This is a genomic window from Streptosporangium sp. NPDC002607 (assembly GCF_053592655.1).
This window is the reverse complement of the sequence record NZ_JBSFWD010000013.1, coordinates 102,372-118,277: the sequence shown is the minus strand read 5'-3', so window position 1 is coordinate 118,277 and position 15,906 is coordinate 102,372. Positions and strand designations below refer to the sequence as shown.

At 68.9% G+C, this 15,906-nt stretch carries 14 protein-coding genes; 10 read left to right on the top strand and 4 right to left on the bottom strand.

Annotated features, from left to right (window positions below):
* The first annotated feature begins 54 nt into the window (after positions 1-54).
* Positions 55-1,590 (top strand): glycosyl hydrolase family 18 protein, encoded by a 1,536-nt coding sequence (locus ACWD3H_RS17405; RefSeq protein ID WP_451955682.1) that lies wholly within the window; start codon positions 55-57, stop codon positions 1,588-1,590.
* A 312-nt stretch (positions 1,591-1,902) separates the two neighbouring features.
* On the opposite strand, the gene ACWD3H_RS17400 is transcribed toward ACWD3H_RS17405, so the two are convergent.
* Positions 1,903-4,236 (bottom strand): HelD family protein, encoded by a 2,334-nt coding sequence (locus ACWD3H_RS17400; RefSeq protein ID WP_451955681.1) that lies wholly within the window; start codon positions 4,234-4,236, stop codon positions 1,903-1,905.
* A 542-nt stretch (positions 4,237-4,778) separates the two neighbouring features.
* On the opposite strand from ACWD3H_RS17400, the gene ACWD3H_RS17395 reads away from it, so the two are divergent.
* The 4 genes from ACWD3H_RS17395 to ACWD3H_RS17380 all read left to right on the top strand — a co-directional run bounded on the left by ACWD3H_RS17395 (position 4,779) and on the right by ACWD3H_RS17380 (position 8,045).
* Positions 4,779-5,309 (top strand): EF-hand domain-containing protein, encoded by a 531-nt coding sequence (locus ACWD3H_RS17395; protein WP_451955680.1) that lies wholly within the window; start codon positions 4,779-4,781, stop codon positions 5,307-5,309.
* Between the two features lie 49 nt (positions 5,310-5,358).
* Positions 5,359-6,444 (top strand): isocitrate/isopropylmalate family dehydrogenase, encoded by a 1,086-nt coding sequence (locus ACWD3H_RS17390; RefSeq protein ID WP_451955679.1) that lies wholly within the window; start codon positions 5,359-5,361, stop codon positions 6,442-6,444.
* A gap of 126 nt (positions 6,445-6,570) precedes the next feature.
* The gene (locus ACWD3H_RS17385) at positions 6,571-7,194 is read left to right on the top strand and encodes a cysteine hydrolase family protein (protein WP_451955678.1); all 624 of its coding nucleotides are present in this window, start codon (positions 6,571-6,573) and stop codon (positions 7,192-7,194) included.
* Positions 7,164-8,045 carry a class I SAM-dependent methyltransferase gene (locus ACWD3H_RS17380; protein ID WP_451955677.1) on the top strand — a complete coding sequence of 294 codons (882 nt, stop codon included), beginning with the start codon at positions 7,164-7,166 and terminating at the stop codon, positions 8,043-8,045. The genes ACWD3H_RS17385 and ACWD3H_RS17380 overlap by 31 nt, the downstream gene beginning before the upstream one ends.
* 356 nt (positions 8,046-8,401) lie before the next feature.
* Here ACWD3H_RS17380 and ACWD3H_RS17375 read toward each other — a convergent pair whose 3' ends face one another.
* Positions 8,402-8,839 (bottom strand): MerR family transcriptional regulator, encoded by a 438-nt coding sequence (locus ACWD3H_RS17375; protein WP_451955676.1) that lies wholly within the window; start codon positions 8,837-8,839, stop codon positions 8,402-8,404.
* Positions 8,840-8,934: 95 nt separating this feature from the next.
* Between ACWD3H_RS17375 and ACWD3H_RS17370 the strand changes: the two genes are divergently transcribed.
* Positions 8,935-9,984: an aldo/keto reductase gene (locus ACWD3H_RS17370; RefSeq protein ID WP_451955675.1), complete on the top strand. Its 1,050-nt coding sequence runs from the start codon at positions 8,935-8,937 to the stop codon at positions 9,982-9,984.
* Between the two features lie 744 nt (positions 9,985-10,728).
* A complete protein-coding gene (locus tag ACWD3H_RS17365) occupies positions 10,729-11,904 on the top strand; it encodes a macrolide family glycosyltransferase (RefSeq protein ID WP_355556738.1) in 1,176 nt (391 codons plus the stop codon).
* 231 nt (positions 11,905-12,135) lie between these two features.
* On the opposite strand, the gene ACWD3H_RS17360 is transcribed toward ACWD3H_RS17365, so the two are convergent.
* Positions 12,136-12,513: a VOC family protein gene (locus ACWD3H_RS17360; RefSeq protein WP_451955674.1), complete on the bottom strand. Its 378-nt coding sequence runs from the start codon at positions 12,511-12,513 to the stop codon at positions 12,136-12,138.
* Between the two features lie 118 nt (positions 12,514-12,631).
* Between ACWD3H_RS17360 and ACWD3H_RS17355 the strand changes: the two genes are divergently transcribed.
* The 3 genes from ACWD3H_RS17355 to ACWD3H_RS17345 all read left to right on the top strand — a co-directional run bounded on the left by ACWD3H_RS17355 (position 12,632) and on the right by ACWD3H_RS17345 (position 14,888).
* Positions 12,632-13,021, top strand: coding sequence for a winged helix-turn-helix transcriptional regulator (locus tag ACWD3H_RS17355; protein ID WP_451955673.1), 390 nt, complete (start codon positions 12,632-12,634; stop codon positions 13,019-13,021).
* A 105-nt stretch (positions 13,022-13,126) separates the two neighbouring features.
* The gene (locus ACWD3H_RS17350; protein WP_451955672.1) at positions 13,127-13,909 is read left to right on the top strand and encodes a MerR family transcriptional regulator; all 783 of its coding nucleotides are present in this window, start codon (positions 13,127-13,129) and stop codon (positions 13,907-13,909) included.
* A gap of 49 nt (positions 13,910-13,958) precedes the next feature.
* Entirely contained in the window at positions 13,959-14,888 is a 930-nt protein-coding gene (locus ACWD3H_RS17345; protein WP_451955671.1) for a hypothetical protein, read from the top strand.
* A gap of 18 nt (positions 14,889-14,906) precedes the next feature.
* Here ACWD3H_RS17345 and ACWD3H_RS17340 read toward each other — a convergent pair whose 3' ends face one another.
* A complete protein-coding gene (locus ACWD3H_RS17340) occupies positions 14,907-15,563 on the bottom strand; it encodes a response regulator transcription factor (protein WP_355551304.1) in 657 nt (218 codons plus the stop codon).
* Between the last annotated feature and the right edge of the window lie 343 nt (positions 15,564-15,906).

The window sequence follows — 15,906 nt, the reverse complement described above, 5'->3', positions numbered from 1 at the left end:
TCCTGCGCCGCGCCCGCCAAAGCCCGGTCCCCGGGCTGGAGAAGGGTTATCCACATGACGCGAATACCGCGCCCGCTCGTGCTGGTCGTCTCATTACTGCTCGCGGCCCTGGGGGTCCTGGTCATCCAGACCTCGGCCCGCGCGGCCAACCTGCTCGCGAACCCGGGCTTCGAAACCGGCGCCCTGTCACCCTGGTCCTGCACCGGCGGCCTGGGATCCGTGGTCGCCTCCCCCGTCCGCTCCGGCACGAAGGCGCTCGCCGGCGCCGCCAGCTCCTCCGATACCGCCCGGTGCAGCCAGTCCGTGTCGGTCCAGCCGAACACCGCCTACACGCTGACCGCCTGGGTCCGTGGCGGCTACGTGTACCTCGGCGTGAACGGCGGCGGCTCCACCTGGACCTCCTCGCCCTCGGCGTACAGCCAGCTCACGGTCCCCTTCACCACCGCGGCCAACCAGACCACCGCCGTGGTCTACCTGCACGGCTGGTACGGCCAGGGCACGTACTATGCCGACGACGTCAGCTTCGACGGTCCCGGAGCCACGCCCACTCCCACGACCTCGCCGACGGCCAGCCCCACGCCGACGGTCAGCCCCACACCCACGGCCTCTCCCACCCCGACGCCGACGGGTGACACGACGTGCCCGGTGAAGTCGAAGCCCGCGGGGAAGGTCCTGCAAGGTTACTGGGAGAACTGGGACGGCGCGGTCAACGGCGTGCACCCGCCCTTCGGCTGGACGCCGATCACCGACCCCCGCATTCGCCAGCACGGCTACAACGTGATCAACGCGGCGTTCCCGGTCATCCGCTCCGACGGCACCGTGCTGTGGGAAGACGGCATGGACGCCACCGTCAAGGTCGCCACCCCGGCCGAGATGTGCCAGGCCAAGGCGGCAGGCGCGACGATACTGATGTCCATCGGCGGTGCGACCGCCGGCATCGATCTCAGCTCCAGCGCCGTCGCCGACCGTTTCGTCGCCACCGTCGTGCCGATCCTGAAGAAGTACAACTTCGACGGCATCGACATCGACATCGAGACCGGCCTCACCGGCAGCGGCAACATCAACCAGCTCTCCGCCTCCCAGGCCAACCTCATCCGCATCATCGACGGCGTGCTCGCCCAGATGCCGTCCAACTTCGGCCTGACCATGGCACCCGAGACGGCCTACGTCACCGGCGGCAGCGTGACCTACGGCTCGATCTGGGGCGCCTACCTGCCGATCATCAAGAAGTACGCGGACAACGGCCGCCTGTGGTGGCTGAACATGCAGTACTACAACGGCAGCATGTACGGCTGCGCCGGCGACTCCTACTCCGCCGGCACGGTGCAAGGCTTCGTCGCCCAGACCACCTGCCTGAACAACGGGCTGGTCATCCAGGGCACCACGATCAGGGTCCCCTACGACAAGCAGGTCCCCGGCCTGCCCGCCCAGCCTGGCGCCGGCGGCGGATACATGTCGCCCTCACTGGTCTCCCAGAGCTGGAACAGCTTCAGCGGCAACCTCAAGGGGCTGATGACCTGGTCCATCAACTGGGACGGCTCGAAGGGCTGGACCTTCGGTGACAACGTCAAGGCGCTGCAGGGCCGCTAAGGTGCGCCGTCAAAAGGATCCAGGTCGTACGAGATCATGTCCGGGTGATTCACCGTCATGAACTGACCGATGAGAGTTACTCCCGTCAGGGCGGTCGAGCCGCCCTGACGGGAGTAACGATCGCCGGGTACTGAACGGCATCGCGTGGAAGATCCGTACCGGTTCGCCGTGGCAGGGCTGCGGTGAGACGGCGACGAGGCTCCCGGCCGGAACATCGGATCTTGGTCGACCGCCGTCTTACCCGGGGCCTTCTCTTATCGACCGGCACCCTCCGCGGACCTGCTGCGACCAGGGCCGTGGATGCCAAAAGCCTCAGTCCTCCGCGAACAGCCACGCGTCCAGCGCACGCGGCATGGCCGACGGCGGCGAAGGCTCCATGCTGTGCAGCACACCCAGCCGCTGGGTGGCACGGGTCAGGGCGACGTACAGGTCGTTGAGCCCGCGTGGCGACTCGGCGACGATCAGGCCCGGCTCGACCACCAGCACCTCGTCGAACTCCAGGCCCTTGGCCTGCCTGACGTTCAGCACGACGACGGGGCTGGGCGCACCGGGAGCCTCACCGACGGACGCTTCCGGCACTCCCGCCGCGATCGCGAGGCCGAGCGGTTCCAGCAGCGAGTCCGGCGTGATGACCGCCAGCCGCCGGTCGTTCAGCCCGGCGGCCTCGATCGCGACGACCTCGATCAGCCGGTCGGTGAGTTCCTCCGGCGGCACGCGGAGCCCCCAGGGCTCGACACCGCTCTCCCGTACCGAGACGGGTGCCTCAAGGCCGGCGTCGATCTCCGCCAGCACATCGGCGGCGACGGCCATGATCTCAGCCGGCACCCGGTAGTTCCGGGTGAGGTTCTCAAGTCGCCAGCGCCCCTTGACGTAGGGGTCGAGCACCCGGCCCCACGACAGGGTGCCGGCCAGATCGCCGCTCTGCGCCGTGTCGCCGACGACGGTCATCGACTTGGCCGGGCATCTCCGCATCAGCAGCCGCCAGGCCATCTCCGACAACTCCTGCGCCTCGTCAACGATCACGTGGCCGAATGTCCAGGTCCGGTCGGCCGCCGCGCGCTCGGCCGAGGTGCGGTGGTCCGCCTCCTGGTGCCGCTCGGCGAGCGCCTCCGCGTCGACCAGGTCGTTGACCGTGAGCATCTCGGCCTCCTGGTCGTCCTCCAGGTCGGTGGCCCGCGAACCCATCGCGACGTCCAGCACCCCCTGGGCGTAGGAGACCCGCTCACGCCGTTCGTACTCCCTGAGGATCCGCTCCGCCCGGGTGTCCTCACCGAGCAGCTCGGCCGCCTCGTCCAGCAGCGGCACATCGGAAGGCGACCAGCCACCGCCGGGCTCCCGTAACAGCAGCGCCCGATCCTCGGGGGTGAAACCCGGTGCCGCGGAGGCGATGCGATCCGGGGAGCCGAACAGATCCGTGAGCAGTCGCTGCGGCGTCAGGTCGGGCCACAGCTCGTCGAGTGCGGCCAGGACCGCCTCGTCGGTGAGCATCTCCCGGCGGATGCTCTCCACCTGGTCGTCGTCCAGCAGGGGCTCACCGTCGAACGGATCGGTGCCGACGCGTTCGGCGTACTGCTCGGCGAGAGCTCTGCTGATCTCCTGGACCACGAGCGGCCTGGCCGGGTTGTGCGGGGACAGAGAGCCCCGCGCCAGGTCGCGTGCCCGCTCGCAGGTCTGCCGGTCCAGGCGCAGCGTCTGCCTCTCGTACTCCACCTCCAGGTGGCCCTCCGGCACCCACTCGCGGTCGCGTACGGCGGCGGCGACCACCTCGGCCATCGCCGACCGGCCCTTCACCTCGGCGGTCTCGGGCGTCTCCTCCCGTTCCGCGGTCACCCCGGGATACAGCCCGCCGATGGTCGACAGGAGCACGCTCGTCTCGCCCAGCGCGGGAAGCACGTTCCCGATGTAGCGCAGGAACGTGGCGTTCGGTCCGATGACCAGCACCACCCGCCGTGCCAGCTGCCGCCGGCGGGTGTAGAGCAGGTAGGCCGCACGGTGCAGCGCCACCGCGGTCTTTCCCGTCCCCGGTCCCCCCTGCACGACGAGCACTCCGGTGTGCTCGGACCGGATGATGCGATCCTGCTCGGCCTGGATCGTCTGGACGATGTCGGTCATCCGGCCGGTCCGGCCGGCGTTCAGGGCGGCCAGCAGGGTGGCCTCGCCCGCCAGCCCCTCGTGCCTGGCCCCTGCCGCGGATTCGAGATCGAGCAGCTCGTCGTGGACCTCGATCACCGTGCGGTCGCGGTCCTTGATGTGCCGGCGCAGCCGGACGCCCTCCGACGTGACCGCGGTGGCGAGGTAGAACGGGCGGGCGGCCGGCGCCCGCCAGTCGATGAGCAGCGGGGTCGTGTCCCCGTCGTCCCCGGCATCGCCGAGCATGCCCATCCTGCCGATGTGGCGGCGCTCGCCGTCGAGCATGTCGAGCCGCCCGAAGCACAGGCCGTGCTCGGCCGCGTTGAGCCGGGCGAGGCGTTCGGCGTAGGCGGCGTGCGCGGCGTCCTTCTCGACACGTGCCTGGGCGTTGCCACTGGACGTCGTGAGCACCTGGGTCAGCCGTCCGGTGACGTGTTCGCGGAGCTCGTCGAGGCGGCCGTACAGCATTGACACGTACTCCTGCTCCGCACGCAGCGCCTCGCTTGACAACAGCACTCCTCGTGATACAATTAACCGGTAGATGTGTGTGTTCCGCATCATGGACGACCAGTAGCGTAGCTCTCGTCGGCACGCCCGTCCAACCTCTCCCCGCTCGTCGCCGGGCAGCGGCTCTTCCTGTACCCATGCCGCGACCGCGCGAGGTCGGCCTCGAACGTCATCGCGGGTTCCGCGGACCGCTGCCGCCGATCGTCGACCCCTCCCCGGACGCCCGGAGCAAACGCGCCGCCGACATGCGGACCGCCCGCCACAGCCTCGATCGACCCGGCCCCGGACAACTGAGCGCCATCACCAAACCCAGCGCTTACCGCATTTCACACCATCTATCTGGTGAACGACCGACCAGAGCAGTGACGCAAACAGCCTGAACAATTAGGCTATTTGGTGTTTAATGGCAATTATTCTATTGGTCGCATTTTGTCTCTTTGGTCGCCAATCACGTCGCAAACATCAGGGTCATTGTCCGGCATGGTCGTGTACAGTCGGAGTCCTGTTTTCAGCCCTCATTGCGAGCGGCAGCCAAAGAAAGGCAACAGGAGATGCAGAAAGCAGCCATCGATCGGGTAAAGCTCATTTTCGCCCTGCTCGACGCGGACGGAACCGGCTACCTCGAAGCCGAGGACTTCGAACTCATGGCGACCCGCGTCATCGCGGCGGCCCCCGATTCCGACGACGCCACCAAAGCCGCCATGCTGGCCGCTTTCCGGCGCTATTGGACGACTCTCGCCGCCGAACTGGACGCCAACGACGACAACCGCATCAGCTTCGAGGAGTACACCGCCTGCGTCCTCTCCCCGGAGCGTTTCGACGCGGCGATCACCGACTTCGCCAAGGCGCTGGCCGCGCTGGGCGACCCGGACGGCGACGGACTCATCGAGCGGCGTGTCTTCGTGGCGCTCATGACGGCCATCGGCTTCGAGCGCGCGAACATCGACGCCCTCTTCGACGCGTTCGGGCCATCGGACGCCGACCAGATCATGGTCTCGGTCTGGGCCACCGGCATCAAGGACTACTACCACCCGGAGAAGACCGGAATTCCGGGCGATCACCTGGTCGGTGAGCCGATCTGATCGAAATCACGGCAGCCTGACATATCCGGCCTTCGACAGAGGAACACACGTGGAGCCAGTCATCGGACTTGCCGTCGGCCGGGGAACGGGCCCCGAACTCGCGACGGTCTTCGAGCGGGTGCTGACCAGAGTCGCCGACGGGTATTCGGTCGAAATCAATGTCACCCGGTCGAAACGGGTTTACCACTCCTACTCCTCATTGAAGGCCGGCGCCGAAATCGAGCGGATCCGCGAACTCACCGGGGAGGACGCCGACCACTACGCGGAGTTCTGCCGCACGCGGGCCGCTCTCGGCGTCCCGGCCATCTTCCGCACGGCGATCAACGCCCAGTCGCTCTACCTGGTCCGCCAGCGTCTGCAGGCGGTGAAGGTCGACGCCATCGCCACCCCGGAGGCGTCACTGCTGCTGGTCCGGGACCAGGCCCAGGGCTTCTACACCGGGGAGAACAGCCACGCTCCAGGCGCACTCATCCGCACCATGGCGTTCAGTCGGGAGATCACCGAGAAGGTCATCGCCTTCGCCGTCCGGCGTGCGCGGCGGCAGTGGCCGGACGGCGGAATCGACCAGATCGTCATGGCGTACAAGTTCCACCTGCTCGACGGAGCCCTCGACGAGTGGGTGGCCGAGAGCGCCGCTCGGCACGGCGTCGAGATCCGCCTGTTCCAGCCGGACACGGTGAACCGCAACCTGATCGAGCACGGCCCGCGCCCCCGCACGGTGATCATCGCGGGCAACGAGTGGGCCGACATCATGCACGTGGTCCTGCTGGACCGTTTCGGCGCCGAACGCCAGGAGAACCGCTGCACCGAGAACGTCTACCTGCACCCCGACGTGGCCGGGCTGGTCGAGTACCAGACCGTGCACGGCTCCGCCGACGACCTGACGGGAACGGACACGGTCAACCCGGTGGCGACCGTACGCGCCGCGGCGATGATCGCCGAGCGGCACGCGGGCTGCGCCGGGGCGGTGCGGATGGTGGAGCGCGGCCTCGAATCACTCGGCCACCAGGGCATCGGCACCCCGGATCTGGGCGGACGGCACTCGACCACCGCCATGGTGGATGCGCTGCTCGACGTGCTGGAGCCCGCCGGACAGCCGGCCGTCAACGACCCCGGCCTGAAGGCTGGAGCTTGAAGTGCCGCATCGCGCACCGCCGGCTCCACATTGACCAGCCCCAGCCATCACGATGTGGAGGTGCAACCAGATGGCTATGTTGAACACACGCCGGCAGACCGGCTCCGGGGGGCTTCCTGAATTCACATGACCACCGCACTGGTCGTCGTGGACCTGCAGAACGACTTCTGTGTCGGGCCGACCGCCCGCGCCCGGTACTCCGGCGCCCCTGCGACCCTGGAGGCCGTCGCGACGAACACCGCGCTGGCCGTCGACCGGGCGCGGGCCCGCGACACGGAGGTGATCTTCGTCCGGTTCGTCGGCGACGCCGGACATCAGGGCCCGAGCTGGCGGTACCGGGACCGCGTACAGAACAAGCCGCTCAAGTGCCTGGAAGGCTCGTGGGGTGCGGAGTTCCATCGGGTGTCACCCCTGCCGGAGGAGCGCGTCTTCACCAAGCAAGCGTGCTTCGACGCCTTCCTCAGCGCCGGGTTCGAGCAGCACCTCGTCCGTCGCGGCATCGGGCGGCTCGTGTTCGCGGGCCTGTACACCGACGTCTGCGTGGACTCCACCGCCCGGACCGCGTTCCAGAAGGGCTTCCACATCACGGTGCTGACCGACTGCACCACCAGCCGACACCTGCCGGACGCGGACATCCTGCGCTTCATGGCCGTTCTCTACGGCGCCCACCTCACCAGCTATAACCACCCGTGGACGCCCTCAGCCGGAGAGGAGGACCCGTGCCAGGTGTCGAAGGCGGCGTCGGCCTGACCGCCCTCATGGTCGCCGCCGCGCGGGCGATCGAGACCCACCGGCCCGATGCCCTGGCCGGCGACGCCTACGCCGAGCACTTCGTACGCGCCGCCAAGGTGTCCGCGGCCTGGCCGGTCCACCCGGCGGAGGTGCCGGACGGGGACGCCAACCCCCTGTGGGGCAGGCTGGGGCGCTATTTCGGCCTGCGCACCCGAGTCCTCGACGACTTCCTCATCCGCTCGGTCCACGCGGGCGCCCGGCAGGTCGTTCTGCTCGGCGCGGGCCTCGACACGCGGGCCTTCCGGCTCGGCTGGCCGCCGGAGCGGATCATCTACGAGATCGACCGCGACGGTGTCCTGGCGTTCAAACACCACGTGCTCGACGGCCTCGCCGCCATCCCGACGGCCACCCGCCGCCCGATCGCGGCCGATCTGCGCGACGACTGGACCCAGTCGTTGCTGAGCACGGGCTTCGACCCGGCGGTGCCGACCGCGTGGCTGGCCGAGGGCCTGCTGCTCTATCTCCCGCCGACCGCCGAGCGGCGTCTCATCGACACCGTGGACCATCTGAGCGCCGAGGGAAGCACCCTGGCCTTCGAGGTCAAGCTGGGGGTGGAGTCTCCTGAGGTCCGCGACGGCCCCGTCTACGTCGCGACCAGGCAGCAGATCGGCGTCGACCTGCTCGCCCTGTTCGACGGGGAGCCGCGCCCCGACTCCGCCGGCCACCTGCGGGAGTTGGGCTGGTCCACCGCGACCCATACCCCCTTCGACTTCACCCGCCACCACGGCCGCGGCCCACGCCCTGAGCCGAACGACGCCCTGGCAAGCAACCGCTGGGTGTTCGCCAACAAACCCGGCATGTACCGCTGATCGGCTTCTCGGCGGTAACCGCCTGATGTCACACCGCTGACGTCCGGGCTACGGAGGGGTAACTCTCTTTTGATTCGAGGTGAGGAACGCCTCCGTACCGAGCTTGGGAACGGCCGTGGAGCCGGGACCGACGGCGTGAGCCCCGGTCATAGCCACCGGTCCCGAGGCCAGAAATGCGGGCGGTGATCGGGGAAGGCCAGTGCCCACGGTTGCGTGGGAAGGTGGGCACCGGCCTCCTGGGACGGCCCGTCATCCGGCACGCGGGCATTCGAACAGGACCGCTCTTGGCGGGGGCGGACAGCCGCGAGCTCCACTCCCCGGAGGCCCTCTCTGACGGACTGGTGTGACACACCGCGCTAATCCTGCTCTTGCTGCTCAGACGGTGACGACGCGTCGCATCCCTGCTGGGCGGGGCCCTGTTCGAGGTGGTCTTCGTACACCCCGACCTTGAAGGTGATCAGGTCCAGGCACCGGGTCAGCTTGTCCATCTGGGCGAGCACGTGCTCCCGGTGCCGGCGCAGCAGCGCGAGCCGTTCTTCCTCGGTGCCGGAACCCTGTCTGACGAGGTCGGTGTACTGGCGGATCTCGGGGAGGGGCATGCCGGAGGCACGGAGAATGACGCAGAGCCGCAGCCACTCCACGTCGTCCTCGCTGTAGCGACGACGTCTGCCGGGTCCACGGCCTACGGGATTGGCCAGGACGCCTTCACGCTCGTAGAAGCGCAGCGTATGCACGCTCAAACCGGTGCGTTCGGCGACCTGTCCGATGCTCAGATCCTGTTCGACTTTCGGCATGCCCTTCACAGTAGGGGCTTGCCCTAGAGCCGACTCTAGAACCTAGAGTACGCCGCATGATCACCCCGGCCCGCGACCACTAAGGGAGTTTGACCATGCACTACCGCGTTCTCGGTGGTACCGGCATCGAAGTGAGTGCCCACTGCCTCGGAACCATGATGTTCGGCGCTGTCGGCAACCCCGACCACGACGAGTGTGCCCGCATCATCCACACAGCCCTCGATCAGGGGATCAACTTCGTCGACACCGCGGACATGTACTCGGCGGGCGAGTCGGAGGAGATCGTGGGAAAGGCGTTGCGCGGCCGTCGTGACGACGTCGTGCTCGCCACCAAGGTGCACTTCCAGATGGGCGAGGGCCCGAATCGCAGCGGTAACTCCCGGCGCTGGATCATCAAGGAGGTCGAGGAGAGCCTCAGGCGCCTGCGCACCGACTGGCTCGACCTCTACCAGATTCATCGCCCCGACCACACGACCGACATCGAGGAGACGCTCAGCACGCTGAGCGACCTCGTGCACCAGGGCAAGATCCGCGCCTTCGGCTGCTCCACATTCCCGGCCGAGGAGATCGTCGAGGCGCATCACGTCGCCGAGCGCCGCGGCCTGCTGCGCTTCAGGACCGAGCAGCCGCCGTACTCGCTGCTGGCCAGGGGCATCGAGACCTCCGTGCTGCCGGTCTGTCAGCGGTTGGGAATGGGGGTGCTGACCTGGAGCCCGCTGGCCTCGGGCTTTCTGACCGGCAAGTACCGCAAAGGCCGGCCCATCGATCTCACCACCGGTCGTGCGGCACTGACACCGGCACGCTTCGATCCCTCGCTTCCGGTGAACGCCACCAAGCTGGAAATCGTCGAACAGCTCGTGGAGGTCGCGGACGGCATCGGCTGCTCGCTGCCCGAACTGGCTGTGGCCTTCACCGTGGCACATCCCGGCGTCACCTCGGTGATCGTAGGGCCGCGAACGATGAACCAGCTGGAGACGCTGCTGAAGGGCGCCTCACTCACCCTCGACGACGCGACCCTTGACCGGATCGACGAAATCGTGCCGCCCGGGACCAACGCCTACCAGCCGGACGGTGCCTGGCGCCCGCCGGTGCTGGCCGACACCGCCCGACGCCGCCGCCCGCTCACGAACCGTTCCGCGGCCTAAGGCCGATCCAGGCGCCGGGCGATCTGTCCCTCCAGCAGGTACGACAACCCGGTTCCGCTTCCGTCACGGGCAACCGCGTGGCGCCGTCCTCGTCCTTCCCGCTCGGCCAGACCTGCCCCGGCGCCAGTAGGTGCTCACCGCTCGGACCGCCCAGCAGGGTCGCGTCATACGCGGCACGCCGGGCTCAGCTCCCGATGATCCGCTCGACCAGCTCGGGTACCCACTCGACGTACTCCACTTCCGGCCCACCGGCGTGGCGGGCGTAGAGGAACCGCCCGGTGGGGCTCGTGCTCATCGCGGTGGTGATCTCGGCGCCGTGCGCCTCCAGGGCGCGGACCTGCTCATCGAGGTCGGAGTCAAGACGCCGTCGAGGCCGTCGACGAAGCTGATGATCTCGCCCATGATCATGTACTCCAGCATGGCGTTAAAGTGCTTGTGGAGACTTTGCGGCTGAGATCGAGAGGCTTCGCCAGGGGTGGCCATCTACGCGACAGGCGTGATGACCCCTTGTCGCTGCCGGAAGAAGTCGTCGTAGGCACAAGCTGCGGCAATAATTCGGTTGGGCGAGGTGGGCGGGTAGGTTAGGCTCTCGCGCGTGATCTATTTCATTCGCCTGCGTTCAGCCTGACACGGCGCGACCGCCGGGCCTGCCCGCCATCGGGCGGCCCCTTTTGAGCGACCCTGTCCTTCGGGTCTTCTCCTGCGCGCCGTCGGAACACCTCGTTCGAGAACCGACAGGACATCATGCGTACGCGCGAACACATCGCCATGATCGGCTGCACTGCGCCGAGTCACATCTATCCCTCGCTGGCCGTCATCACCGAGCTCGTATCCCGTGGATACCGGGTGAGCTACGCGGTCGGTGAGGCCCTGACCGGGCTGGTGGAGCCCACCGGCGCCGAAATCGTCGCCCACCCCTCGCTGCTCCCGACCAGCGAGGCCGACTGGCCGGACGACCCCGCTTCGGCCATGCACGTCTTCCTCGACGAGGCGATCGCGGTGCTGCCGCACCTCATCGACCGCTACGACGACGACCGACCCGACCTCCTGCTCTATGACATCGGCGGGCTGCCCGCACCCGTGCTGGCCGCACGGTACGGCATCCCCGCCGTGCAGCTTTCCCCCACGCTCGTCGCGTGGGACGGCTACGAGCAGGATCTGGCCGAACACCTCGACGCGATGCGGACGTCGGAGTCGGGCGAGCGCTACTACACGGCGCTCACCGCCTGGCTCCGCGACAACGGCATCGAGCGGGACGCCTGGGACTGGCAGTCACACCCTGACCACGCCCTCTCCCTGATCCCTCGCGCGATGCAACCCAACGCCGACCGGGTGCCGTCGAACGTCCGGTTCGTGGGGCCGTGCCTTTCTCCCCAGCGGCTGGCGGACACCGGTTGGACGCCGCCCGGCGATGACAGGCGGGTGCTGCTCGTCTCGTTCGGCACCACCTTCAACGACAAGCTCGACATCTACCGGGCGTGTCTCGAAGGTTTCGCCGGTTCGGACTGGCACGTGGTACTCGCGGTGGGCGCGAACGTCGATCCCGCGGATCTCGGCCCGCTCCCGGACGGCTTCGAGGTGCATCGCACCGTGCCGCAGCTGGCCGTACTGGCCGAGGCCTCGGCGTTCATCACCCACGCGGGAATGGGCGGATGCGTCGAGTCGCTGTGGTTCGGCGTGCCGACCGTGGCGATCCCCCAGGCCGTGGACCAGTTCGGCAACGCGGCCATGCTCGAACAACTCGGTGTCGGAAGGCATCTGCCCACCGAGGAGGTCACATCGGCGACCCTGCGCTCCACGGTCGAGGAGGTCGCGGGATCAGCGGAGGTGGCCGCCCGCCTGGCGGAGATCCGTGCGACCGTACGGGCTGACGGCGGCGTCGACCGCGCCGCGCAAGCGGTGGAGTCGTTCCTGAGCTGAGCCCTCGTCCTCGCGGGGCAGGCCCCCTGCCCCGCGAGGCCGGTGTCACGACGGTGCGGTGACCCGGAACATGTAAGCAGCCGAACACCTCCTCAAGGTGCGACAGCTCGACTCCGCTTCCGTGACCACGTGGCGCCCGCCTCGTCCTTCCCGGTCAGCCGGACCTGCCCCGGCGCCAGTAGGCGCTCACCGCTCGGACCGCTCAGCGCGTCGTACGCGGCACGTCCGGGCTCAGCTCCCGATGATCCGCTCGACCAGCTCGGGTACCCACTCGACGTACTCCACCTCCGGCCCGCCGGCGTGGCGGGCGTAGAGGAACCGCCCGGTGGGGCTCGTGCTCATCGCGGTGGTGATCTCGGCGCCGTGCGCCTCCAGGGCGCGGACCTGCTCATCGAGGTCGGAGACGATGACGGTCGCCGAGGCATGGGCGTACCTCGCACGCTCCTGCTGCGGTCCGGCCACGATGAGGAGGTCGCCGATGGCGACCAGTTCGACGCCGTCGAAGGCGAACCGCAGGTCGGGTTCGGCCCCGACCATCTCCCGCAACAGGGGCAGAGCGCGGTCGAGGTCGTCGGCCCACAGGCGGCCATAGGTCTTCAGGATCGTCATGGGACCTCTCCCGGTCGGCGGGCCTTCCGGCCACGCTCTCTTGTAGTTACCCGGTAACCGTAGAAGAGTGTGCGTTGACGTGGAAGAACGTACTTTTTGGAAAGGGAGGCACCTCGCGGTGACCGAGCAGCTCAGCCCCGTGCCGCACCGGGCGGACCTGACCCGTGCCGACTCGCTGGCACGCGAGATCTTCATCGGGATCGCCAACAAGTGGGCCCTGCTGATCGTCAACGTGATGGGCGAGCGCACGTTGCGCTTCACCGAGCTGCGCGCCGAGATCGAGGGCATCAGCCACAAGATGCTGACCCAGACGTTGCGCGGACTGGAACGCGACGGGCTCGTGGACCGGGTGGTCCACCCGACGGTTCCCCCGCGCGTGGAGTACACCCTGACCGCCGCGGGCCTGGAACTGCGGGACACCGTCAACGGCATCTGCGGCTGGACCCGCCGGCATCTGGACCACATCGAGCAGGCCCGCCACCGCTACGACGCCACAGCCCGGCAGTGACCTTCGGACAGCGGGCGACCGCCGCGGAACTCAGCTGCTGTGATCATAGGTCGCGGTCAGGGAGGAGCTTGACCTTGACGCGACGTCAACGTCTGTAATGCAGGCATGCGAATCGGAGAGGTCGCGGCGCTGGTCGGCATCACCACCCGCGCCGTACGCCATTACCACCACCAGGGACTGCTGCCAGAACCGCCGCGGCGGCCCAACGGCTACCGCGTGTACGGCCTGCGGGACGCGGTCGAGCTGGCACGGATACGGCGGCTCACCGAACTCGGCCTGGCCCTTGAGGAGGTACGCGACGTCCTGGCCGACGACCGGGGCCGTGACCTGCACGAGGTGCTCGTCGAACTGGACGCCGACCTCGCCCGCCAGGAGCGGGCGATCCAGGAGCGCCGGTCCCGGCTGGCGGTGCTGCTGGAAAAGGCCTCCGGCGCCGAACTCGACCCCGACGACGTGGTCTCCCCCGGGCTGGCCGGGTTGTTCGGCGCGATGTCGACCTCGGCGGCCGAGCTGCCGGAACCCGCGCTGGCGGCCTGGGACCGCGAACTGCTCGCGCTGATGGACACGGCAGCCACTCCCGAGGATCGGGAGCGGCTGTTCGCCGCCATGCGGCCGATGGCCGCCGACCCCGGCGCCGTGGCCCGCTCCTACGAGCTCTACCGCAGGCTCGGCGAGCTGACCGAGGCGACCGCCGACGATCCGCGGATCCCCCCGCTGGCCGCCGAGTTCGCCGACCACATCCCGGCCGACCTGCTGGCCCTCCTCAGCTCCGATCTCCCGGGGGCCTCCACCGATCCACTCGGTGCGGCCTTCCTGGCGGATCTTCCCCCGGCCCAGGCCGAGGTCGTACGCACGACGCTGCGGCTCCTCAGCGGGCGGCTGTCCTGACTTCCTCCCCGCGGCCGCAGCCCGGGGTCTCCACGCTGGAGGTATTCAGATGAAGCGGCTGGTCCGCGCGATCGCCTACGCGGTGCTCCCCGCGGAGATGGCCCTGGTGGTATGCCTGGTCGCGGGCGTCCCCATCCCGATGCCGGTGATCGTGGTAGCCGAGGTGGCCGTCGCCACTCTCGTCGGGGTGGAGGCGTTCCTGCTGACCGGGGCGTTCAGGAGGCACCGATCGGCGGGCCTGACGGCCGCCGAGGCGGCCGGGGCGGCACTGCGGGAGCTGGTTCCCGAGCCGGTCCTGCGGTTGACGGCGCATGAGGCGAGAGCCGTGGCGAGCATCGGATATCTGGTCGCCGGGCGGCGGCAGGGGGTCCGCGGCGACGCCGTCGCGATCGGCTACGCCCGCGAGCAGACCCCCATGATGGTCATCCTGCTCGTGGTGTGCGTGATCGAGACGGTGGCTCTGGCCATCCTGCTGCCCTGGCCCGTCGTCCACGCGGTCGTGCTGGTCCTAGATGTGTACACCGTGGTCACCATGCTGGCGATGACGGCCGCCGGCATCGTCCGGCCCCATGTCGCCGCCCCGGGCGAGCTCAGGCTCCGCTGGGGTACCCTGTTCGACCTCCGCGTGCCGATGGCACTGGTCGAGTCCGTACGGGTGGACCGGCGCTACGACCACGAAGGTCTCCTGCGGGTGACCGGTGACGAACTCTCCCTGGCGGTGTCGTCCCAGACGAACCTGGTCGTCGACCTGGCGGAGCCGGTGACCGCGGTGCGCCCGCTGGGAGCCGTCGTCACGGCCCGGCGCCTCCGCTGCTACGCCGACGACCCGGACGCCGCCGTCGCCGCGATCGGTCGGGCCCGTGACGGAGCACGGGCGACCGCATCGGTGCCCGGACTTCCTGCCCGCCCTGACCGGCTGCCTCTGATCTCCTCGGCGGGACCGGCTCAGCACCCGCCCCGCACCGCCCGATCGGGCTGAACGCACGAGACAGAACACCTAGCCCGTCCTCCGAGAGCGGATCAGGCCGAGTTCGGTCAGGTCGTCGGACCAGAGCCAGCCCGCCTCCTTGGCGATCCTGACCGCCTCCACGCGCGTGCGGGCGTCGACCTTGGTGAGGATCCGCGCCAGGTAGTTGCGTACCGTGCCGCCGGACAGGCAGAGCCGGTCGGCGATCTCGCCGACCGGTGCGCCCTCGGCCGCGGCCTGCAGGACCTCCAGCTCGCGCGGGGTGAGCGGGTTCGGCTTCGCGTTGAGGGTGGCGACGGCCAGCTCGGGGTCGACGACCTGCTGGCCGGCGGCCACCCGGCGTACGCAGTCGGCGAGCTGGCTCGCCGGGGTGTCCTTGACGACGAAACCGCGTGCCCCCGCGTCCAGCGCGCGGTGCAGCGCGGCCGGGGTCGCGAGCCCGGTCAGGATCACCGTGGCGCACTCGGGGAGCCTTCTGTGCAGTTCCGCCGCGGCGGTGAGGCCGTCGGTGCCGGGCAGGCCGATGTCGAGGAGTGCGACGTCCGGCCGATGCTGCAGGCAGGAGCGGACCACCTCGTCGCCGTGACCGACCTCTCCCACGACCTTGATGTCGTCCTCGGTGGAGAGCAGGGCGACCATGGCCCCCCGGACCAGGTGCATGTCCTCGGCGATCAGGACGCTGATCATGGGTTGTCTCCCCCGTCGTTTCGCGGTGCGCTCGTGCCTGGCCCGGGGCCACTACCCACACGCGAGGAGACTACCCACAGAATTCAGCCGATTACTGCGTACCAGCGTTAAACACCGAAAAGCCTGACATGAGGTTATCGTCCTTACGAGGGAGGATTGCCGTCACCGGCTCCATCTGGACCACGCTCCGTGGACTATGTAATGGCGTGAACATATAACCCGAATAAGTGCCGACTGTTTAGCACCCCCGTCGGGTTGTCCTCCGCCGACGCCTCACAATGGCCTCGCCCATCGACCTCTGCCCCTTTGAGGGTGTTCACGGACGCGGTGTGCGAGCATCCGG